Below are 23280 nucleotides of genomic sequence, written 5' to 3'. Positions count from 1 at the left end.
TCACCGTCGACGGCGGCCCTGACACGGGTCTGTCACACCCCTGACACCGACACTTCGCGTACGGTCCCGGAGATGATGCCGGTGACCTCCCGGTGGTGCGTGTCGAGGTAGAAGTGGCCGCCCCGGAACACGTGCAGCGCGAACGCGCCGGCGGTGTGCTCCCCCCAGGCCTCGGCCTCGGCGACCGTGGTGTGCGGGTCGTCGTCGCCGACCATCATGGTGATCGGGCAGTCGAGCCGGACACCGGTGGTCCTGGGGTGGTTCTCGATGGCCGTGTAGTCGCCCCGGACGGCGAAGAGGATGGCCGCCGCCAGGTGCTTGTTCTCCAGATAGACGGGGTCGGTGCCCCCGACGGCGCGCAGTTCGTCGACGACGCCGGCGTCGTCGCGGCGGTGGACCGTGCCGCCGCGCAGCCGGGACGGTGCGGGGTACCCGGACGCGAACAGCCAGGCGGGCGGGGCGCCGGTGTCGTCCTGGTAGCGGCGGGCCACCTCGAAGGCGAGGATCGAGCCCATGCTGTGGCCGAAGAAGACGCAGGGCCGGCCGTCCTCGGCGCGGCGCAGTGCCGCGTAGCTGCGGTCGGCGAGCTCGGTGAAGTCCTCGACACAGCCCTCGGCGCGGCGGTCCTGCCGCCCCGGGTACTGGACGGCGAGCACGTCCAGTTCCGGTGCGAGGGTTTCCGACAGCCCGTAGTAGTAGCTCGCCGAACCCCCCGCGTGCGGGAAGCAGACGATGCGGAACTCGCTCTCGTCCGAGGGATGGAAGCGGTGGATCCACTGGCCCTCGGAGGTCGCCGGTCCTGTCATGCCCAGCCCTTCTGTGTGTCTACGTATTTCTCCGTGTGTCTCCGTCGTCGGCCTGCGGCGCGGGGTTCAGGAGGTCTGCCGGCCCAGCACGGACGCCACGAGGCCCGTCTCGACGTTGCCGCCGGAGACGAGGACGCCGATGTCCCGGGCCCGGCCGGCGGCGGCGAGCCGCAGGGCGCCGGCGAGCGCGGTGGCCGCGGCCGGTTCGACGAGCAGCCGGGCGTGGACGAGCGCCAGGCGCAGCGCCTCGGCGATGGCGTCCTCGTCGATCGTGAAGACCTCGGCGACCGCGTCGTGGACCAGGTCGTAGGGCAGTCGGCCGATGCGGTCGGGGCGCAACCCGTCGGCGATCGTCGGCTTCGCGTCCACGGTGACCGGCCCTCCGGCGCGCAGCGCCGCGGTGAGGGCCGGGACGGCGCCGGGCTCCGCGGCGTAGACGTCGACGCCCTGGCCCGCGGTGGCGAGGACGGCGCCGGCCACCGCGCTGCCGCCGCCGACGGGCAGCACCACCGCGTCCAGTCGGCCGTCGGCCGCGTCCACCTGGTGCAGCAGCTCCGCGGTGGCGGTTCCCTGGCCGGCCACCACGTCCGGGTTCTGGTAGGGGTCGACCGCGTCGTAGCCGCAGGTCTCCCCCACCTCCTCGACCACCGCGACGCGCTCGGCCAACGTGGTTCCGGCCTGGAGCACCTCGGCGCCGGTCTCCCGGATCCGCCGCACCTTGGTCGGGGCGGCGTCGGTGGGCAGCACCAGCACGGCGGGGAGCCGGTGCTGGGCGGCGGCGAGCGCCACGGCCAGGGCGTGGTTGCCGGTGGACTGCGCGACCACGCCGCGGCTGCCGGCCGCCACCAGCCGGTCGACGGCGAGGAGCGCGCCGCGGATCTTGAAGGAGCCGCCGCGCTGGAGGTTCTCCGCCTTCAGCCACAGCCGGGCGCCGGCCATCCGCTCCAGGTCGTCGCTGCGTATCACGGGCGTCTGCACGACGCGGCCGGCGATGCGGTGCCGGGCGTCGTGCACCCCGGCACAGCTCAGGAGCGGCGGCTGGTCGGCGACGGCCACGGCGTTCGGGCCGGTCGGCGTCATGCGTCCCCGTCCCCCTGCGCCGCTATCACGTCCAGCACCTCGCGGCCCAGGTCGACCAGGTACATGTGGTCGCCCGGGAACTCCGCATAGCGGAACCCGCCCGTGGTCGCGTCCTTCCACTGCCGGGCCTCGTCCGCGGTGACCAGGCCGTCGGAGGCGCCGCGCAGCGAGCAGATCGGCACCGACAGCGGTTCGTCGGTGCTCGGGACGTAGTTCTCGTGCATCTCGCAGTCGGCCTGCAGCACGGGGAGGATCAGCTCGCGCATCTCCGGGTGGTCGAGGGCCTCGTGCCGGAATCCCGCGAACTCCTCGACGCGGGCGAGGAACTCGTCGTCCGGGAGCCCGGTCGCGCGCCGCTCGCGCTGGGTCCACGGCCCCGGCGAACCGCTGACGACCAGCCGCTCGACGCGGACGTCGCGCGCCATCAGCAGGTGCGCCAGCTCGTACGCGAGCACCGCGCCGAGGCTGTGCCCGAACAGCACCGTCCGCGCTCCCGCCCCGAGGTCGGCGGCGATTCCGTCGGCCTCGTTCTTGGCCGCCTCGACGACGTTGCGGTACGGCGTCTCCAGGATCCGCCGCTCCCTGCCGGGCAGTTCGACCGAGACCACGGTCCACCGGCCGGCGGACAGCGCCCGCCACGGGTGGAAGAACGACGGTCCCGCTCCGGCGAACGGCACGCACAGCAGCGTGGCCCGGTCGCCGTGTTCCGCGGACATGCGGGGTTCCTCCACCCCGACCAACCCCAATCCCGTCTCGACGGTCCGTTGCCCGGGTTCCGGGCGGCGACGCCCGGTCATTCCGCCAGCCTGCGGACGATGACGTCCATGATTTCGGCCACGGGCGCGGGCATGTTCATTTCGTGGTGTGTCGCGCGTACGTCGTGCACCTCGATGGAACCGAGCACGTACGGCCGCCACAGGCGCGCGTACGAGTCGTCCTGGAGCGTCGCGCTGAAGAACAGCACGTCGCCGCGGTAGACCGGCGATTCGAAACGCATCATGAGGTCCGTGTTGTTGGCCAGCACCTTCGACATGGCGTCCACGAAAGGCTGCTGGTTGTCGGTGACGATGTACTGGCCGAAGTATTCTTCGAGTTCCGCCCGATAGTCGGACAACCGCTTTCCGGCGTGTATCTCCGTGAATCCGTGCCCGCCGGGCTGGGAGTCCAGGATGGCCGTGAGGGCGACCTCGTGCCCGCGCCGGTCGAGCGCTTCCGCGACGGCCTGCACGAGGGTGCCGCCGTACGACCAGCCGACGAGGTGGAAGGGCCCCTCCGGCTGGATCTTCAGCATTTCGGTGATGTAGTCCTCGACCATCTCCTCCACGGACGCGGCGAGCGTGTCCACGCCGTCGGAGCCGCGGGACTGCAAGGCGTACGCGGCCCGGTCCCGCACGTACGGCGCGAAGCCGAAGAACGCCCAGCCCAGCCCGCCGCCGCCGTGGAAGAACCACAGGGGCGGCTCGCCCGTGCCGGGGTCGCTGTTCAGCGGGAGCACGACGGCGAACGGGTCGGCGTGGTCCACGGGGATGCCGCCGATGAGCGCCAACGACGCCAGCTCGGCCACGGTGGGGTACTTCACGATGGTCCGGAGGGGCATCTCGACGCCGAACCGCTCGCGGATACGGACGCTGAGCCTGGTGGCCAGCAGCGAGTGCCCGCCCAGCGCGAAGAAGTCGTCGTCGATGCCGACCTTCTCGACGCCGAGCAACTCGCCGAAGAGGGCGCACATGCGCTCCTCGTGGGCGTTGCGCGGCTCCCGGCCGGCCGCGGCGTCGGTGTCCTCGGACGGCAGCGCGGCGCGGTCGAGCTTCCCGTTCGGGGTCAGCGGGACCTCCGTGAGCGGGACCAGCACGGAGGGCACCATGTAGTCGGGGAGCCGCTCGCGGAGGTGTCCGGGCAGTTCGGCGAGCAGCGCCGGAACGCCCGCGTCGGTCGCCGCGACACCGGGCTCGGGCACCACGAAGCCCACGATGCGCTTGTCGCCGTCCCGGTTCTCGCGCACCACGGCCGCCGCCTGGGCCACACCGGGATGTCCGGTCAGCACGTGCTCGATCTCGGCCAGCTCGATCCGGAACCCCCGGATCTTCACCTGGAAGTCGGTCCGCTCCAGGTAGTCCAGCAGCTCGTTCGCGTCCCAGCGCACCAGGTCCCCGGTGCGGTACATCCGCGCGCCGGCGGGGCCGAACGGGCAGGCCACGAACCGCTCCGCGGTCAGCTCCGGCCGGCCCTGGTAGCCGCGGGCCATCCCGTCACCGGCGATGTACAGCTCGCCCGGCACCCCGCGCGGAACCGGGCACAGCCGCGAATCGAGCACGTACACCTGGGTGTTCCCGACCGGCAGTCCGATCGGCACCCCCGCCCCCGGCTCGATGCGCGCCTCGGTGCACCACGTCGTCGTCTCGGTGGGGCCGTACATGTTGAACACCTCGGCGGCCTGGGCCGCCAACGTCTCCGCCAGCCGTACCGGCACGGCTTCCGCGCCGATGATGATCCGCAGCCCCTGCGCGGCGTCCGGGTCGTGCATCAGCAGCATCTGCCAGAACGCCGGCGTGGCCTGCACCACGGTGACCCGGTGACGGCGCATCAGGGCCAGCACTGCCGACGGATCGGTGACGGTGTCCTTCCCGGCCACCACCATGGCCGCGCCGACGGTGAACGGGAGGTACAGCTCGGTGTTCGCCATGTCGAACGCCACCGTCGTGCTGAACAGCATCCGGTCGGCAGGCGACAGCGGGAACCTCCGCTGCGTCGTGGCAAGGTAGTTCGCCACGGCGCGGCGCGGGATCGCCACCCCCTTCGGCCGGCCCGTCGACCCCGACGTGTAGATCACGTACTGGGCGTTGTCCGGCCGGACGGCCGCTTCCGGCGCCGCGTCGGGGTACCCCGACCAGTCCGCACCGGCCAGCGTGTCGGCGTCGAGCACCAGCACCGGATCCGCGTGCTCCAGGATGTAGTCGATCCGGGAACGCGGGTGGTCCGGGTCGATCGGGACGTACGCGCCGCCGGACTTGAGGACCGCGAGCAGCGCCACCACGAGGTTCGCCGTGCGGGGCAGGCACACGGCGACCAGCGACTCCGCCCGCACGCCGCGGTCCACGAGCCAGTGCGCCATCCTGCTCGACCGCGCGTCCAACTCCCGGTAGGTGAGCGTCTCTTCCTCGCCGATGACGGCGACCGCGTCCGGTGTCGCCACCGCCTGCCGGTGCACGGCCGCGACCAGCCCGCCCTCCAGGGTGGGCTCGGCGGTGTCGTTCACCTCCACCACGAGCCGCCGCCGCTCCGCCGCGCCCAGCACGTCGACGTCCCCGACGCACATGCCCGGGTCGGCGACCACCTGCTCCAGGACGCGCACGAACCTGGCCGCGACGGCCTCGACCGTCTCCCGGTCGAACAGGTCGGTCGCGTACAGGATGTTGCCCCGCAGGGCCCCCGTGTCGTCCGCGACCACGTTGAAGAACAGGTCGACCTTGGCGGTCGTCGGGAGCGCCTGCTCGACCTCCAGGGTGAGCCCGGCGAGTTCGAGCTGCGGCCGCTCGTAGTTCTGGAGGCCGAGCATCACCTGGAACAGCGGCTGGTACGCCGGCGAGCGCTCCGGGTTGATCGCCTCGACCAGCATGTCGAACGGGACGTCCTGGTGCTCGTAGGCCGCCAGCGCCTTGTTCCGGACCTGCGCGAGCAGCTCGCCGAAGGACGGGTCGCCGGAGAGGTCCACCCGCAGCACCTGGGTGTTGACGAAGAACCCGATGAGATCGGCCAGCGCCTCGTCGGTGCGCCCGGCGATCGAGCTGCCGATCGTCACGTCGTCCCCGCCGCCGAGCTTGCGCAGCAGCACCGCCAGCGCGGCGTGCAGGACCATCGACATGGTCGCCCCGCGCTCGTCGGCCAGCTTCCGCAGCCCGGTCCCGACCTCCGGCTCGACCATGAGGTCGACCACGGCGCCGCGCCGGCTCGACTCCACGGGCCGCGGGCGGTCCAACGGCAGGTTCAGCGGCTGCGGCACCCCGGTCAGTTCCCCGCGCCAGTACGCGGTCTGCGTCGCGGCGAGACTGCGCGGGTCCGAGGCGTCGCCGAGCACCTCGCGCTGCCACATCGTGTAGTCCTTGTACTGCACGGGAAGCGGCTCCCACCGCGGGGCCCGGCCGTCCCGGCGCGCGGTGTACGCCGCGGCCAGGTCCCGTGCCAGCGGGGCGCCCGAGCTGCCGTCCGAGGCGATGTGGTGGATGACCAGGACGAGGACGTGCTCCTCGGGTGCGCAGCGGAACAGACTCACCCGCACCGGGAGTTCGGCGGCCAGGTCGAACCGGTACGCGATCGCCTCCTCGATCGCGGTGCCCACCTCCTCGGGCGCCACGTCGACGACCGGCACCTCCGGCGCGGCCTCCGCGGTCGGAAGGATCTCCTGGTACAGCTCGCCGTCGTCGTCCGTCACGTAGAAGGTGCGCAGGATCTCGTGCCGGTCGACCACGTCGCGGAGCGCCTCGGCGAGGGCGGTGCGGTCCAGCGGCCCGGTCAGGCGGAAGGCCGCCGGCATGTTCCAGTTCTCCGAGCCGCCTTCCAGCTGGTGGAGAACCCACATGCGGCGTTGCGCGAATGACACCGGAATCATCGCTTCTACTCCTCTGTGAACATCTTGCGCAGGCCGGGGCGGCGGGGCGCGGCCGATTCCTCCGACCAGGCGGCGAGCGCGGCCACGGTCGGCAGGTCGAAGACCTTGCGGATGGGTATCTCGATCCCCAGTTCGGCGCGGGCGCGGCTGATCAGCCGGGTGGCGAGCAGGGAGTGCCCGCCGAGTTCGAAGAAGCCGTCGTCGACGCCGACCCGGGGCAGGCCCAGCACCTCGGCGAACAGCGCGGCCAGGGTCTCCTCACGGGCGGTGCGGGGCGCCCGGTAGACGGCGCCGGTGTACTCCGGCTCGGGCAGCGCGGCCCGGTCCAGCTTGCCGTTCGGGGCGAGCGGCAGCCGCTCGAGGACCACGAACGCGGAGGGCACCATGAAGTCGGGGAGCCGCGCCGACACGAAGGCGTGCACCTCCTTCGCCCCGGGGGCCGGAGGGGCGTCGCCGTTCGACCGGTCGTCGCCGGCGACGACGGGCACGACGTACGCGACCAGCCGCTTGCCGGTGCCTCCGCGTCCGTCGCGGGCGACGACGGCGGCCTGCGCGACACCGGGGTGCGCGGTGAGCGCGGCCTCGACCTCGGCGGGCTCGATGCGGAAGCCGCGCACCTTGACCTGCGCGTCCGCGCGGCCCATGTACTCCAGCCGGCCCTCGGCGTCGAGACGGGCCAGGTCGCCGGTGCGGTAGATGCGCGCGCCCGACGGACCGAACGGGTCGGCGACGAAGCGTTCGGCGGTCAGTGCGCCGCGGGCGTGGTAGCCGCGGCCCACGTTCCCGCCGACGTACAGCTCGCCGACCGCGCCCGGCGGCACCGGGGCCAGCCCGGGGCCGAGGACGTAGGCCCGCATGTTGCCGAGCGGCGTGCCGACGGGCGCGCTGCGCGTCCGGCCCCGCGTGTCGCCGTCGACGGTGCAGGCGGTGGCGTAGAACGACTCGCTCTGCCCGTAGGCGTTGACGACCCGGACCCCCGGGAAGGCGTCCCGCGTCTTCGTGACGAGCGACGCGGGCAGTGCCTCGCCGGCGAAGACGACCGTCTCCACGCTGGTGTGCCCGGCGATCCCGTCGACGAGTTCGGCGAAGACCGACGGCACCGTGGAGATGACGCCGCCGCTCCAGCCCTTCCGGTCGGCCAGGGCCAGGACGTCCTGGACGACGTCGACGACGCCGCCGCGGGCGAGGGTCGTGAAGACCTCGAACACCGAGACGTCGAAGTTGACCGACGCGCCCGCGAGGAGCCGCTTGCCCGGCTCCATGCCCACCTCGGAGGCGAGCCGCAGCACACCGTTGACCACGTTCGCGTGGGTGATGGCGACGCCCTTGGGCTTGCCCGTGGAGCCGGAGGTGTACATCACGTACGCCAACTGCCCGGGGTGGACCGTGAGTTCGAGGGGCGGCACGGCTCGGGACAGGTCGAGCTCGTCGAGGAGGACGTCCGGGGCGTCGTGCTCCGGCAGCACCGCGACGGTCGCGGAGTCCGTGAGGACGAGGCACGGCCGCGCCTCCTCGAAGACGGCGGCGAGCCGGTGTCCGGGGTACCTGGGGTCGACGGGCAGATACGCGGCGCCGGCCTTCAGGACCGCGAGCAGGGCGGCCACCAGGTCCGCGGACCGCGGCAGCGACACCGCGACCAGCGACTCCGGGCCCACGCCCCGGCCGGCCAGTTCCCGCGCCAGGCGGTCGGCCCGGGCGTTCAGTTCGCGGTAGGTGAGCGACTCCCCCTCGGCGACCACGGCGACCTCGTCGGGGGTCCGCGCCGCCTGCGCCTCGACCAGGCCGGTGATCGCGACGTCCGGGGTCGGGACGGCCGTGTCGTTGAACGCGACCAGGAGTCGGTCGCGTTCGGCCGGCTCCAGGACGTCGAGCCGCGCGACCTTCAGGTCGGGGGACGCCGCGAGCTGTTCCAGGACGCGCACGAACCGGGTCGCGTACGCCTCGACCGTGTCGCGGTCGAAGGCCCCGCGCGCGTACTGGAGGAGGAACTCCAGATCGGGCTCGGCGGCCGCCATCAGGGCCAGCGGGTAGTGGGTGCCGTTGGACGGGCGCAGCCCGGTGAAGGCGATCCCGTCCGCGGCCTCGGCGGCCTCGCCGATGCCCTCGCGGTCGACCGGGTAGGACTCGAAGACGACCAGCGTGTCGAACAGCGTCTTCAGGCCGGTGGCCTGCTGGATCTGCGTGAGGCTGTGGTGGTGGTGCTCCAGGAGGCCGGCCTGCCGGTGCTGGAGCCGGGTGACGACGTCGGCGAGGGTGTCGCCGGGCGCGTACTCCACGCGTACGGGCAGCGTGTTGATGAACATCCCGACCATCGACTCGACGCCGGCCACCTCGGCAGGGCGCCCGGAGACGGTCGCGCCGAACACCAGGTCCCGGCGGCCGGTGAGCTGGCCGAGCAGCAGCCCCCAGGCGGCCTGGACCAGGGTGTTGACCGTGACGCCCAACCCGGTCGCGCGCCGGTGGAGTTCCCCGGACACGTCGGGCGGAAGGGCGAACGCGACCTGGTCGAGGCCGTCGTCGGCCGCGGCCCCCGGAACGAGGAGGGTCGGCTCGTCGACCCCGGCGAGCTCGGCCGCCCACGCCCGTGCCGCCTCGCCCTGGTCCTGCCGTGCGTACCAGGCGAGGAACTCGCCGTAGCTCCGGGTGCCCGGCAGTCCGGCGCCGTCGCCGTGGGACGCGTAGAGCAGCAGCAGCTCCCGCATCAGCAGGGGCGTGGACCAGCCGTCGTAGAGCGCGTGGTGGGCGGTCATCACGAGTTCGGCACGGCCGGGTTCGAGGACGACGAGCGCCAGCCGCATCAGCGGGGGAACGGCCGCGTCGAAGTGGGCGGCGCGGTCCTCGGCGAGGAACCGCTCGAGTTCCGCGGTCCGTTCGGCTTCACCGAGCCCGGTCAGGTCGAGGTGCCGCCACGGCAGGGTCACCCCTGCCGCGGGCACCACCTGGACGACGTCGCCGTCGGCCCGGTTCACGAACGCGGCCCGGAGGTTGGCGTGCCTCGCCAACAGCGCCTGCCCGGCCCGGCGCATCCGCTCGGGGTCGACGTCGCCGGCCAACTGGAACGCCAGCTGCACGTGGTAGGCGTCGAACGAGGACCCGGCGGCCAGCATCGAATGGAACAGGATCCCGGACTGCGCCGGCGTCACCGGCCACACGTCGGCCAAGCGGCCGAACCGGGCCTCCCAGGCGTCGATCTCCTCCTGGCCCACGTCGACGAGGGGCGCGTCCGTGGGGGTCAGTCCGCCGGCCCCGGGCGCCGCAGCGTGCCGGGCCAGGGCGGTCAGTGCCTCCACCCACAGTCCGGCCAGCTCGGTCACGTCCTCGCGGGAGAGCACACCGGTCGGGAAGCCGAAGTAGGCGGTCAGCCGGTCGCCGTCGGCGGCGCGGTTGGCCACCGCGTTGATCTCCAGTGCCGACAGCACCGGCATGTCCGCGTCCGGCGCCGCGATCAGGTCCCGGGGCGTGGTGTCGGGTGCCCAGCCCAGGCCGCGCAGTTCCTCGGGGACGTCGGCGCCGGATGTGCGGCCGAGGTAGTTGAACCCGATCTGCGGTTCGCGGGCGGCGGCCAGCACCGCGGCGGTCTCCGGGTTGAGCCGGCGCAGCAGGCCGTAGCCCATGCCGTCGTCCGGAACGGCCCGCACCTGCTCCTTGACCGCCTTGACCGCCCGGCCGGCGGCCGGGCCGCCGGCGAACGCGTCCGCCACGTCGACGCCGGCCAGGTCGAGGCGCACCGGGTACATCGCGGTGAACCACCCGATCGTGCGCGACAGGTCCGCGCCGGGCACCACCTGCTCTTCCCTGCCGTGCCCTTCCAACCGGACGAGCGTCGAGGAGTCGGCCACGCCCCGCGTCCCGCGCCAGCGGGCCAGCGCCAGCGCCAGCGCGGCCAGCAGCCCGTCGTCGGCACCGCCCCGGAAGAGTGCGGGCACCGTGTCCAGCACGGCCTTGGTGACGTCCGCCGGTACCTCGACCCGCACCGTGTCCACGGTGGCGGCGACGTCGCGCGCCGGGTCCAGCGGACGTGCGCCGAGGACGGGCTCGTCGCCGTGCAGGATCCGCTGCCACACGGGCAGTTCCGCCACCCGCTCCGGGGTCGCCGCCTCGTCGGCCAGGGCGTGCGCCCACCGGCGCACCGAGGTGCCGGTCTCCGCCGGTTCCGCGGGACGGCCGTCGCGGACCCGCTGCCAGGCCGCGACCAGGTCCGGAAGGAGGATCCGCCACGACACCCCGTCGACGACGAGGTGGTGCAGCACGATCAGCAGGCGGCTCGCGCCCGTCGCGGACGTGAACCACACGAACTGCGCCATCACACCGGCGTCGGGGTCCAACCGGCCCGCCGCCGCGTCCAGTTCGGCGAGCACCGGGTCCGCGGCCGTGTCCGCACCGGTGCCCGCACCGGTGTCGTCCCCGGCGACCTCCCTCAGGAGCGCGTCGGCGGCCACGCTGCCCGGCGGTTCGATCCACAGGCCCGGTCGCGACCGGTCGAGCCGGGAGCGCAGCACGTCGTGCCGGTCCAGCACGGCCTGCAGCGTCGCCACGAGCCCGGCGCGGTCGATGCCTTCGGGCAGGACCACCATCCCGGACATGGAGAGCCGGCCGAGGCCGCCGCCGAGCGCGAGCACGTGCTCCGCCGTCGGCAGCAGCGGGGTCCAGCCCAGGCCGCCGCCGGGCAGTTCCGCGAGGGTGGTCCGCCCCTCCTGGCGTCCTTCGACCAGTTCGGCGAGCCGGGCGACCGTGCGGTGCTCGAAGATCTCCCGCGTGCTGACCGTGATGCCGCGCGCCCGGGCGCGCGCGACGATCTGGATGGAGCGGATGCTGTCCCCGCCGCTGGCGAAGAAGTCGTGGTCGACGCCGACCCGTTCCACGCCGAGCACTTCGGCGAACAGCGCGCTGAAGGCCTCTTCGTGCCGGTTGCCCGGTGCCCGGCCGGTCGACGCCTGCGCGTCGTCCGGCGGCGGCAGCGCACGGTGGTTCAGTTTCCCGTTCGACGTCAGCGGCAGCTCCGCGAGCGGCACGAACGCGGTGGGCACCATGTAGTCGGGGAGCCGCCCGCGCAGGTACCCGGGCAGTTCGCCGAGCAGCACGCCGACCGACCTGGCCAGTGCGGGCGTGTTCGCCAGGTCCCGCCCGCCCGCGCCGCCGGGGACGAACGAACCCGAGACCTTCCCTTCCCCGGTCCGCCCCTCGGGCAGCAGCACGGCGTCGAAGCGCCGCGCGTCCTCTCCGGACCACGTGACGACCGCGTCCCGGCCCTGCCCGCGTATCCACCGGAGCAGTTCCTGCGGGTCGACCGGGTCGCCGGCCGGGGACGCCGCGTCGAGCAGGCCCGCCGCGACGGTCATGTCGGCTTCCCCGGCCAGGCGCGCGTTCGGTATCCCGGTCAGCCGCACCGGACCGCCCACCCGGTCCGCCTGACGGACCAGGTCGGCGAGCTCCGCCGGGTCGGCCGTCCGCCCGCCCCATGGCACCGACACCATGCCGGCCAGGTCGAGTGCGTCGGCGGGCCGCTTGTGCAGGACCACCTCGTAGCGGTGCCGGGTCAGCTCGTTGTGCGCCCGGCCCGGCTTCAACCGGATGTCGGCCGCGACGGACGCGCCTTCCGCCCACCGGGCGAACCACTCCGGGGCGACGACCAGTTCCCGTTCGGCCAGCAACTCGCGCGTCACCAGGCTCCGCAGTTCGTCGTGCGAGGCGCGCGGGTGCGCGGCGCGCTGCACCGCGGTCTGCATGAGGCGGCACGTCGCGGCGTTGCGGACGTCGCCGACGATGACGCGGCCGTCCGGCGCGAGGAGTTCCATCACCTGGCGCAGCACCTGGTCCAGGTACCCGACGTTCGGGAAGTACTGCGCCACCGAGTTGAGCACGACGGTGTCGAACCGGCCGTGCGGCAGCCCGGACACGTCGTCGGCCGGTCGGGCGCTCAGCCGGACCCGGTCGCCGTAGCCGGCGCGTTCGGCCTGCGCCGTGACCCGGTCGACGACCGTCGCCGAGATGTCGGTGCCCCAGTACTCCTCGACCTCCCCGACGATCTTCGCCAGCAGCAGACCGGAGCCCACACCGATCTCCAGCACCCGCCGCGGCGCGAACCGCAGGACCTGGGCGACCGCCTCGTCCCGCCACTCGAGCATCTGCTCACGCGGGATCGGCTCACCGGTGTAGCTGGAGTTCCAGCCCCGGAAGTCCTCGCCCAGCACGTCGTCGTCGGACTCGGCGTAGCTGTCGTCGTAGAGGTGGCGCCAGTCGTCCACCTGGGCGTCGGCGTCGGCCACCGCGGCGTCCGGCTCGGGCACCACATAGCCCACGAGCCGTTTGTCGCCCTGCCCGTTCTCGCGCACGACGACCGCCGCCTGCGCCACGCCGGGGTGCTTCGCCAGCGCGTGCTCGACCTCCCCCAGTTCGATCCGGAAGCCCCGGATCTTGATCTGGAAGTCGGTGCGGCCGAGGTACTCGAGCTCGCCGTCCTGGTTCCACCGCACGAGGTCCCCGGTGCGGTACATCCGGGTCCCCGGCGCGCCGTAGGGGCAGGCGACGAACCGGCCCGCGGTCAGGTCAGGGCGTCCGAGGTAGCCGCGCGCCAGCCCGGCCCCGGCCAGGTACAGCTCGCCGGCGACCCCGGGCGCGACCGGGCGCAGCGCCGCGTCCAGCACGTACACCTGGGCGTTGGCGATCGGCTTCCCGATCGGCGGGGTACGGCCGTCGCCCGGCAGAGCGGTGCTCATGGTGCCGCACACCGTGGTCTCCGTCGGGCCGTACGCGTTGATCATCCGCCGACCGGCCGACCACAGCGCCACCAGCTCGGGCGAGGTCGCCTCACCCGCGACCACCAGCGACTCGACACTCGGCAACGCCCCCGCCGGCACCGCCGCCAGCACCGCGGGCGGCAACGTCGCGTGGGTCACCCCGTGCGCGGCGATCGTGCGGACCAGCGGTTCGCCCGGGGCCAGGTCGTCCGTGTCGGCCAGCACCAGCCGTGCGCCGGTCAGCAGCGCCATGCACGTCTCCCACACCGAGGCGTCGAAGCTCGGTGAGGCGAACTGCAGCACCCGGCTGGCCGGCGTCACCGCGAGCCGTTCCACCTGCGACGCGACCATGCTGGCCACGCCGGCGTGGGTGACCGCCACGCCCTTCGGGGTCCCGGTCGAACCCGAGGTGTAGATCACGTACGCCGTGTTCGCCACCGCCACCGGGCCGCGGCGCTCGGCGTCGGTCACGGGGCCCGGGTCGGCTGCGGCCAGCGCCGCGGCCACGTCCGGGTCGTCCAGGCGCATCACGGGCGCCGACAGCTCGGGCAGTCGCGTCGCCGAGGCCGCGTCGCCGACCACCAGCAGCGCCCCGGAGTCCGCCACCATGAACGTGACGCGGTCCGCCGGATAGGCGGGATCGACCGGCAGGTAGGCGCCGCCCGCCTTCAGTACCGCCAGGATCGCCGCCACCCACTCCACCGAGCGGGACACGGCCACCGCCACCAGCGACTCCGGCCCGACGCCGCGCTCGACGAGCACCCGGGCCAGCCGGTTCGCGCGCTCCTCCACCTCCCGGTAGGTGAACGACGCGTCGCCGCACACCACCGCCACCGCGTCGGGGGTCGCGGCGGCCCGCTCGGCGAAGAGCGCGTCGACGGTCCGCTCGGGCACCGGCACGGCCGTGTCGTTGACCTCCCGCAGCAACCGGTCCCGCTCGGGGGCCGACAGCACCTCGACGGCGCCGACCGGCGTCTCCGGATCGTCGACCACCTGCTCCAGCACCCGCACGAACCGGTCGACGGCCTGGACCGCGGTGGCGTGGTCGAACAGGTCCGTCGCGTACTCCAACACCCCGTAGGCGCCACCGGACGCGTTCGGGACGACGTTGAAGAAGAGGTCGAACTTCGCGGTGCCGGTGCTCGCCGGGACGAGGGTGGCCCGCAGCTCCGGCATCTCGATCTCCGGCCACACGAACTGCCAGCCCAGAGCCGTCTGGAACAACGGCTGGTACGCGGTGGAGCGGTCCGGGTTGAGCAGCTCCACCAGCCGTTCGAACGGGACGTCCTGGTTGTCGTACGCGGCGAGCGCCCGGTCCCGCACCTGCTCCAGCAGACCGCCGAACGTCGGGTTCCCCGACAGGTCGGCGCGGAGCACCCAGGTGTTGACGAAGAACCCGATCAGGTCGTCGAGCTGCTCGTCGGCGCGGCCCTCCATCGGGCAGCCGATCGTCACGTCCTCCCCGGCGCCCAGCTTGCACAACAGGACCGCCAGCGCGGCCTGGGCCACCATCGGCGCCGTGGCGCCGCGGTCCACGGCCAGCTTCTGCAGCCGGGACATCAGCTCGGGTGCCAGTTCGAACGGGACCTCACCGCCGCGGAAGCTGGCCGCCGTCGGCCGCGGCCTGTCCAAGGGCAGCTGCAGCGGCTGCGGAACCGCGGCCAACTCCTCCTGCCAGTACGCGACCTGCGCCGCGGCGACGCTCTCCGGATCGGCCTCGTCGCCCAGGACCTGCCGCTGCCAGAGCGTGTAGTCCTTGTACTGCACCGCGAGCGGCGCCCACGCCGGCGGCCGTCCCTGGTGGCGGGCCGCGTACGCCGTCATCAGGTCCCGCAGGAACGGCCCCATCGACGCGCCGTCCGCGGCGATGTGGTGGAACACGAACACCAGGACGTGCTCCTGGGGGGCGACCCGGAGCACGGTCGTCCGCAGGGGAAGCTCCGCGTCCAGGCGGAACGCCTCGCGCGCGGCTTCGTGCACCGCGGCGTCCACCGCGTCCGTGGCCACGTCGACCACCCGGAAGGGGTGGTCGGCCTCCTCCGGAGGCAGGATCCGCTGCTCCGGCGTGCCGTCCGCGTTCTCGACGACCAGGGTGCGCAGGCTCTCGTGCCGCGTCGCGACGTCCGTCACCGCCGCGGCCAGGACGGCCGTGTCCAGCCGCCCTTCCAGGCGCAGCACGAACGGGACGTTGTAGGTGGCGGACGGACCTTCCAGCCGGTGGAGGAACCACATCCGGAGCTGGGCGAAGGACAACGGGATCATCGACGCTTCTCCTGTACGGTCATCTGACGCAGCTGGGGACGTTTCGACACGGCCGACTTCCCGATCTGCTCCGCGAGCTGGGCGACGGTCGGATTGCGGAACACCGTCGTGACCTTCACGTCGACGTCGAGCTCGCTGCGGATGCGGCCGATCAGCCGGGTGGCCAGCAGCGAATGCCCGCCCTGGTCGAAGAAGTCGGCGTCGATGTCGATCTCCTCCACGCCGAGCAGCTCGGCGAACAGCCGGCAGAGGACTTCCTCCCTGGCGTCGCGCGGCCTCCGTCCGGACCCGGGTCCGGCGTGGTCGGGTGCCGGGAGCGCGGCGCGGTCGAGCTTGCCGCTCGAGGTCGTGGGGAACGCGGCGAGCGGCACGACCGCCGAGGGGACCATGTACTCCGGCAGCCGCTCCCGGACCAGCGCCGTCAGCGCCGCGGCGTCCAGGTCGGCCGCCTCCGTCCGGCCCCTGGCCGGCACGACGTACGCGACCAGCCGCTGGTCGCCCGCCTGTTCCTCGCGCACCACGACCACCGCGTTCTCGACGTCCGGGTGCGCGGTGAGCACCGACTCGACCTCGCCCAGCTCGATGCGGAAGCCGCGGACCTTGACCTGGAAGTCGGTGCGGCCGAGGTACTCGACCTGGCCGTCCCGGTTCCACCGCACCAGGTCGCCGGTGCGGTACATCCGGGCCCCCGGGGCGCCGTACGGGCAGGCGACGAACCGGTTCGCGGTCAGGCCCGGCTGTCCGAGGTAGCCGCGGGCGAGCCCGGCACCGGCGAGGTAGAGCTCGCCGGCGACGCCGGGTGCCACCGGACGGAGCGCCGCGTCCAGCACGTACACCTGGGTGTTCCAGATCGGTGTGCCGATCGGCACCCGGTCCGCGCCCGGCACGTGCTGCCATGCCGTGACCTCGACCGCCGCCTCGGTGGGCCCGTAGAGGTTGTGCGCGCCGCAGCCCGGCAGCAGGTCGACGAACCTGTTCGCCAGCGTGGCGGGGAACGCCTCGCCCGCGACCTCGATCCACCGCAGGCTCGTGCACTCCCCGGCCGAGGGCTCGGCGACGAACGCCTCCAGCAGGGAGGGCACGAAGTCCGCGCCGGTCACCCGCTCCCGGCGGACCAGGTCGGCGAGGTACGCCGGGTCCCGGCGCCCGTCCGGGCGGGCGACGACCACGGCCGCGCCGACCCGCAGGGGGGCGAACAGCTCCGGCACCGAGACGTCGAAGCTCGCCGACGTGCTCAGCAGCACCCGGTCCTCGGGACCGACGTCGAAGTGCGCCAGCCCCCACGTCAACCGGTTCGTGATCGACCGGTGCGAGACCTGCACGCCCTTCGGGCCGCCGGTGGACCCGGAGGTGTAGATGACGTAGGCGGCGTTGTCCGGCGACAGCACCCGCTCGGGGTCGGTCTCCGGGTACCCGGAGACGTCCGGCAGCGCCTCGTCGAGCACCAGCAGCGGCCGCGCGCCGTCCAGCACGTGCCGCACCCGGTCCTCGGGCAGGTCGGTGTCCAGCGGCAGGTACGCCGCACCCGCCTTGACCACGGCGTACAGCGCCACCATCAGGTCCACCGAGCGCGGAATCCGCACCGCCACGAGCCGTTCGGGGCCCGCCCCCCGTTCGACCAGCCAGTGCGCCAGCCGGTTGGCACGCCGGTTGAACTCCCGGTAGGTCAGGGTCTCCCGCTCGCCGATCACCGCGACGCGCTCGGGGTCGCGCTCCACCTGGGCCTCGAACGCGTCCGGCAGGGTGTCCGCCGGCACCGGACGCGCCGTGTCGTTGACCTCGCGCACGAAGCGGTCGCGCTCCTCCGCCGTCAACACGTCGACCGCGCCCACCGGGACGGCCGGGTCGGCGGCGAGTTGCTCCAGCACCCTGACGAGCCGGCCGGCGACCACCTGCGCCGCCTCGCGGTCGTAGAGGTTGTTCTGGTAGTCGAGGGAGAGCCGCAGGTAGGGGTCGGAGGCGTTGAGGGTGAGCGGGTAGTGCGAGCCCGCAAACGGACGGATGGCGTCGATCGTGAAGCCCGCCGAGGTGTTCGCGTCGACGATGCCCGCGCGGTCGATCGGGTAGGACTGGAACACGACGATCGTGTCGAACAGGGCGGGCAGCCCGATGCCGCGCTGGATGTCGGCCAGTCCGTAGTGGTTGTGGTCGAGCAGCGCGGTCTGCCGCCTCTGCAACGCGGTGACGACGTCGGCCGCGCGGTCCTCCGGCCCGCAGAACACCCTGATCGGCAGGGTGTTGATGAACAGGCCGACCATCTCGTCCGAACCGGGCACGTCCGCCGGGCGGCCGTTGACGGCGGCTCCGAACACCACGTCCCGCTGCCCGGTCAGCTTCGCCAGGAGGATCGCCCACGCGCCCTGGAGAAGCGTGTTCAGCGTGACCCCGAGCTCCGCGGCGCGCCGGGCGAGTTCGCGCCCCTGGTCGATGGTCAGCGGTACCTCGACCCGGCCGAGGGCGGACGGCTCGTCCCGGACGGGGGTGTTCGGGGCGACCAGGGTCGGCTGGTCGAATCCGGCGAGCTCGGCGGCCCATCGGGCGGCCGACGCCTCCCGGTCCCGCGTGGACAGCCAGGCCAGGTAGTCGCCGTAGCCCCGGACCGGAGGCAGCTCGTCGGTCCCCGCGTACAGCCGGATCAGGTCGGTGATCACCACCGGCGAGGACCAGCCGTCGAACAGGGCGTGGTGCGCGGTGATGACGAGTTTCGCCCGCCGCGGACCGCAGGTGAGCAGGGCCAGGCGGAGCAGCGGCGGCCGGGTGGGGTCGAGTTGGTCGGTCCGGTCCTCGGCGAGGAACGCGTCCAGTGCCGCGTCCTGTTCGGCCTCGTCCCGACCGGTCAGGTCGAGGTGCCGCCAGGGCAGGGCGACGCGCTCGGGCACGACCTGCACCGGGTCGCCGCCGGCTCCGGCGAGGAACGCCGAGCGCAGGTTCGGGTACCGGTCGAGCAGCGCCTGGCCGGCCGACCGCATCCGCGCCGGGTCCACGGGCCCGGACAGGTGCAGGACGAACTGCATGTGGTAGACGTCGAAGGACCCGTCGGCGAGGGCGGCCTGGAACAGGATCCCGGACTGCCCCGGGGCCTGCGGCCACACCTCGGCCAACCGGCCGTAGCGCGCCTCCCACGCCTCGATCTCGTCCTGCCGCACCGGGACGAGCGGCGCGTCCGAGGGCGTCAGCCCGCCGGTCTCCGGGCGTGCGGCGTACGCGGCCATGCCGTGCAGCGCCTCGACCCACAGCCGCGCGAGTTCGGCGGTCCGCTCGCGGGTGAGCAACCCGGTGGGGAACATGAAGGCGGCCTGCAGGCACGGGCCTTCGGCGGTCTCCGTGGCGACCGCGTTGACCTCCAGCGCGGACAGCGCGGGCAGGTCAGGGTCGGGCGCGGGAACGAGTTCGGCGGACCAGGACGAGGCCGGCCCCCATCCGTCCGCGCGCAGGTGTTCGGGGACGTCGGCGTCGGAGATCCGGCCGAGGTAGTTGAAGCCGATCTGCGGCACGGGGCGGTCGGCGAGCCGGGCGGCGGTGCCGGGGTTCAGGTAGCGCAGCATGCCGTACCCCAGCCCCTTGTCCGGGACCGCGCGCAGCCGCTCCTTGACCAGCTTGACCGCTTTCCCCGCGCCGCGCCCGCCGGCCGCCACGTCGGCGAAGTCGACCCCGGTCACGTCGACCCGGGCCGGGTACATGCCGGTGAACCACCCGACGGTGCGGGAGAGATCGGCGCCGGGGACGACGTCCTCCTCGCGGCCGTGGCCCTCCAGCCTGACCAGGGTCGGGCGGTCCGCACCGTGCCACCGGTCCAGCGCGACGGAGAGCGCGGCGAGCAGCACGTCCGTGCCGGTGCCCCGGAAGGCCGCGGGAAGTGTGGTGAGCACGGCCTCGGTGACATCGGCCGGCAGCTGCACGCGCACGCTGTCGACCGTGGCCATCACGTCCACCGCCGGGTCGAACGCCCGTGCCCCCAGGAGGGGTTCCGGCGCGGCGAGCAGGTCCCGCCAGTACGCCAGTTCCGCTTCCCGTTCGGGGGTGAGCGCCTCGGTCCGGAGCGCGTTCGCCCAGCGGCGCGCCGACGTCCCGACCGCGGGCAGTTCGGGTGTCCGGCCGGACCGGACGCTCCGCCAGGCCTCGGCGAGATCGGCCATCAGGATGCGCCACGAGACGCCGTCGACCACCAGGTGGTGCAGCACCACGAGCAGCCGGCCCGCGCCCGAGTCGGCCGCGAACCAGACGAAGGCCGCCATGGTTCCGGCCTCTGGGTCGAGGCGTCCGGCCGCGTCGTCCAGCTCCGTCTTCGCGAGGTCCAGCAGGGCCTGTTCGTCCCACCGGCCGTCGCACGGAACGCGGCGGATCAGCTCCGCCGCCCGCACGGTGCCCGGCGGACGCACGACGAGGGAGGGCTCGGTGCCGCGCACCAGCCGCGCGCGCAGGAGGTCGTGCCGGTCGAGCACGGCGTCCAGCGTCGCGGCGAGCCCGGCCTCGTCGACGCCGTGCGGCAGCTCCAGCGTCATCGCCATGGCGAACCGGTCCGTTCCGCCGCCGTGTTCGAACACCTGCCGGGCCACCGGCTGGAGCGGCATCGGCCCGACGCCGCCGCCCTCGTCCTCCACCAGCGCGGGCACCCGGTCCCGGCGGGCGGACGCGACCTCGGCGAGCCGGGCCGCCGTGCGGCACTCGAAGATCTCCCGCGTGGTGACGCTCAGGCCCCGTGCGCGGGCCCGCGCCACCACCTGGATGGACCGCAGACTGTCCCCGCCCACCGCGAAGAAGTCGTCGTCGACGCCGACCCGGTCGACACCGAGCACGTCCGCGTACGCCGCGGCGACGACCGCCTCGGCCTCGGTGCGCGGCTCCCGGTAGGCCTCGCCCGTGAACTCCGGTTCGGGCAGCGCCGCGCGGTCCAGCTTGCCGGTCGGCCCGAGCGGCATCCGGCCGAGGACCACGAAGGCCGACGGCACCATGTAGTCGGGCAGCCGGGCCGCGGCGAACCTGCGCAGTTCGGCGGCCGAGGCACCGGACTGCACGTCCACGTCGCCGATACCGCCGGCGCCGTCGTCGCCGACCGCTCCTTCGCCGGTGTGCACCACGTACGCGACGAGGCGCCGACCGCCCGAGGGGACCTCCCGGCCGACCACCACCGCCTCGCTGATCCCGGGGTGCGCCGCCAACGCCGCCTCGACCTCGGCGGTTTCGATGCGGAAGCCGCGCACCTTCACCTGGCCGTCGCTCCGGCCGAGGCATTCCAGCCGCCCGTTCGCGTTCCAGCGGGCCAGGTCGCCCGTGCGGTACATGCGTTCGCCCGCAGGTCCGAACGGGTTCGCCACGTAGCGCTCGGCGGTCATACCCGGGCGGCCGTGGTAGCCGCGGCCCAGGCAGGTCCCGACGACGTAGAGCTCGCCGATCACGCCCTGCGGCACCGGGGCGAGTCCCGGGCCCAACACATAGGCGCGCATGTTCCCGAGCGGGGTGCCGATCGGCGCCACGTCGCCGTCCACCCACTCCTCGGCCGCCCCCAGGGAGAACGTGGTGGCGTAGAAACTCTCGCTCTGCCCGTAGGAGTTCACGATCCGCGCCGCGGGCAGGGCCGCACGCACCTGGCGCACCAGCCGGGCCGGGAGGACATCGCCCGCGAAGACGACGGTGCGCACGTCGGGCGCCTCGGCCAAGTGCCCGACCAGTTCCTGGAGCACCGAGGGGACCGCGCTGACCACGTGCCCGTCCCAGCCGTCGCGCTCGCCGAGGGCCAGCGCGTTCGGCACCACCTCGGCCGTGCCGCCGGTGGAGAGGGCGGACAGCAGTTCGAAGACCGAGACGTCGAAGTTCACCGAGGTGCCGGCCAGCATCCGCCACCCCGGCGGCGTGTCCAGCACGCGCACGAGCTCCTGTACGCCGTTGACGACGTTGCGGTGGGTGATCGCCGCGCCCTTCGGGGTGCCCGTGGACCCGGACGTGTACATCACGTACGCGAGGTTGTCGGGCGCCAAGGGCGCGCGCCGGGCGGCGTCGTCGGGCGTGCCCCGCGGTGTGTCCCACCGCCCGCGGTGGTCGAGGTTGACGACCGGGACGGTGTTCTCCGGCAGTTCCCGCCACGTCGCGGTGTCGGTGACCGCGAACCGCGGGGCCGCCTCGGACAGCACGACGGCCGCGCGTCCGCCCAGGTACCGCGGATCCATCGGCAGGTACGCGGCACCGGACTTGAGGATGCCGAGCAGGCCGACGACGAGGTCCTCGGTACGCGGCAGCGCCAGCACCACCAGGTCCTCGGGGCCCGCACCGCGCCGGATCAGCTCCCACGCGACGGCGTTCGCCCGGTCGTCGAGCTCGCGGTAGGTGAGCGTGCGGTCGTCGCACACGACCGCCGCGGCGTCCGGCGTCGCGGCCGCCTGGCGTTCGAACAGCCGGGGGACGGTCGGTTCCGTCAGGTCCGCCGCGGTGTCGTTGAACCGGATGAGCAGCCGGTCGCGTTCCTCGGCGTCGAGGACGTCGAGGCCGCCGACCCGGCCCCCGGGGTCGGCGACGAGCCGGCCCAGGACGCGGACGAACCGGTCCGCGATGTCCTGGGCCGTGTCCTCGTCGAAGAGGTCGGCGACGTACTCCAGCCGGCACTCGGCCCCGCCCGAGGCGTTCGGCAGCATGTCGAAGAACAGGTCGAACTTGGCGGTCCCGGTCTCCAATCGCTCGGCGCGCACCTCGAGGCCGGGGAGCGCCAGGTCCGGAACGGGCGGCTGCCAGGAGAGCATCACCTGGAAGAACGGGTGGTAGGCGGTGGACCGGTCCGGGTTCAGCAGCTCCACCAGCCGCTCGAACGGCATGTCCTGGTTGTCGTACGCGGCGAGGGACCGGTCCCGTACCCGCCGCAGCAGCTCGAGGAAGGTCGGCTGCCCCGAGAGGTCGACACGCAGCACCCACGTGTTGACGAAGAACCCGACGAGGTCGCGGAGTTCCTCGTCGGTACGACCCGCGATCGGGGCACCGACGGGCACGTCGTCGCCGCAGCCGAGGTGCTGCAGCAGGACCGCGAGCGCGGAGTGCATGACCATGGAGACCGTGGCGTCCGCCTGCCCGGCCAGCTTCTCCACGGACCGGAGCAGGTCGGGGTCGACGGAGAACGTGACCATGTCGCCGCGGCGGCTCGCCGCCTTCGGGCGCGGGCGGTCCGTGGGCAGCGCCAGTGGCTGCGCCAGGTCGGCCAACGCCTCGCGCCAGTAGTCCAGTTGCCGGGACGCCAGGCTCCGCGGGTCGGACTCGTCGCCGAGCACGTCCCGCTGCCACAGCGTGTAGTCCGCGTACTGCACCGGGAGCGGCTCCCACATCGGGGCGCGGCCCTCCCGGCGGGCCGCGTAGGCCGTCGTGAGGTCGCCGAACAGCGGGCCGAACGACTCCCCGTCCACGGCGATGTGGTGCGCCACCAGCACCAGGGTGTGGTCGCGGGGCCCGCAGCGCACCAGCCTGGCGCGGATCGGCGGGTCGGCGGCCAGGTCGAAGACGGCGGTCGCCACCTCGTCGACTGCGGCCGCCCGGTCCGCCTCCGCGACCTCGACGGCCGGCAGGCCGAGCGGCGCGCGGTCGGACGGCAGCACCTGCTGATGGGGGACGCCGTTGTCGTCCTCGACGATCACCGTGCGCAGGACCTCGTGCCTGTCGACGACGTCGCGAAGCGCCGACTCCATTGCGGCGACGTTCAGTTCGCCGGTCAGCCGCAGGGCGAAGGCGCCGTTGTAGGTCGGCGACGGGCCTTCGAACCGGTCCACGAACCACAGCCGGCGCTGGGCGAACGACAACGGGATCATTGTGTCTC

At 73.6% G+C, this 23280-nt stretch carries 6 protein-coding genes; all 6 read right to left on the bottom strand.

Annotated elements, in window-relative coordinates; all coding sequences use genetic code 11:
- Positions 1-32 precede the first annotated feature (32 nt).
- On the bottom strand, positions 33-806 hold the full coding sequence (locus QI554_RS13085) for a thioesterase II family protein (RefSeq protein ID WP_281469506.1): 774 nt from the start codon (positions 804-806) through the stop codon (positions 33-35).
- Between the two features lie 66 nt (positions 807-872).
- A complete protein-coding gene (locus QI554_RS13080; protein ID WP_281469504.1) occupies positions 873-1886 on the bottom strand; it encodes a threonine ammonia-lyase in 1014 nt (337 codons plus the stop codon).
- Positions 1883-2602, bottom strand: a complete 720-nt coding sequence (locus QI554_RS13075; protein ID WP_281469502.1) for a thioesterase II family protein — start codon at positions 2600-2602, stop codon at positions 1883-1885. The genes QI554_RS13080 and QI554_RS13075 overlap by 4 nt, the downstream gene beginning before the upstream one ends.
- A 77-nt stretch (positions 2603-2679) precedes the next feature.
- Positions 2680-6492: a non-ribosomal peptide synthetase gene (locus tag QI554_RS13070; protein ID WP_281469501.1), complete on the bottom strand. Its 3813-nt coding sequence runs from the start codon at positions 6490-6492 to the stop codon at positions 2680-2682.
- Positions 6493-6497: 5 nt separating this feature from the next.
- Entirely contained in the window at positions 6498-15491 is an 8994-nt protein-coding gene (locus tag QI554_RS13065; RefSeq protein ID WP_281469499.1) for a non-ribosomal peptide synthetase, read from the bottom strand.
- Positions 15488-23272, bottom strand: coding sequence for a non-ribosomal peptide synthetase (locus QI554_RS13060; protein WP_281469496.1), 7785 nt, complete (start codon positions 23270-23272; stop codon positions 15488-15490). Before QI554_RS13060 ends, QI554_RS13065 begins: the two co-directional genes overlap by 4 nt.
- Positions 23273-23280: the final 8 nt, after the last annotated feature.

It is taken from the genome of Yinghuangia seranimata (assembly GCF_029953285.1).
Classification (GTDB): Bacteria; Actinomycetota; Actinomycetes; order Streptomycetales; family Streptomycetaceae; genus Yinghuangia; species Yinghuangia seranimata.
The sequence above is the reverse complement of the archived record's forward strand: the minus strand, read 5'-3'. Positions and strand labels throughout refer to the sequence as shown.

Excerpts from the sequence above, each read along its gene's own strand:
- QI554_RS13085 (WP_281469506.1), bottom strand. The coding sequence starts at position 806 with ATGACAGGACCGGCGACCTCCGAGGGCCAGTGGATCCACCGCTTCCAT.
- QI554_RS13080 (WP_281469504.1), bottom strand. The coding sequence starts at position 1,886 with ATGACGCCGACCGGCCCGAACGCCGTGGCCGTCGCCGACCAGCCGCCG.
- QI554_RS13075 (WP_281469502.1), bottom strand. The coding sequence starts at position 2,602 with ATGTCCGCGGAACACGGCGACCGGGCCACGCTGCTGTGCGTGCCGTTC.
- QI554_RS13070 (WP_281469501.1), bottom strand. The coding sequence starts at position 6,492 with ATGATTCCGGTGTCATTCGCGCAACGCCGCATGTGGGTTCTCCACCAG.
- QI554_RS13065 (WP_281469499.1), bottom strand. The coding sequence starts at position 15,491 with ATGATCCCGTTGTCCTTCGCCCAGCTCCGGATGTGGTTCCTCCACCGG.
- QI554_RS13060 (WP_281469496.1), bottom strand. The coding sequence starts at position 23,272 with ATGATCCCGTTGTCGTTCGCCCAGCGCCGGCTGTGGTTCGTGGACCGG.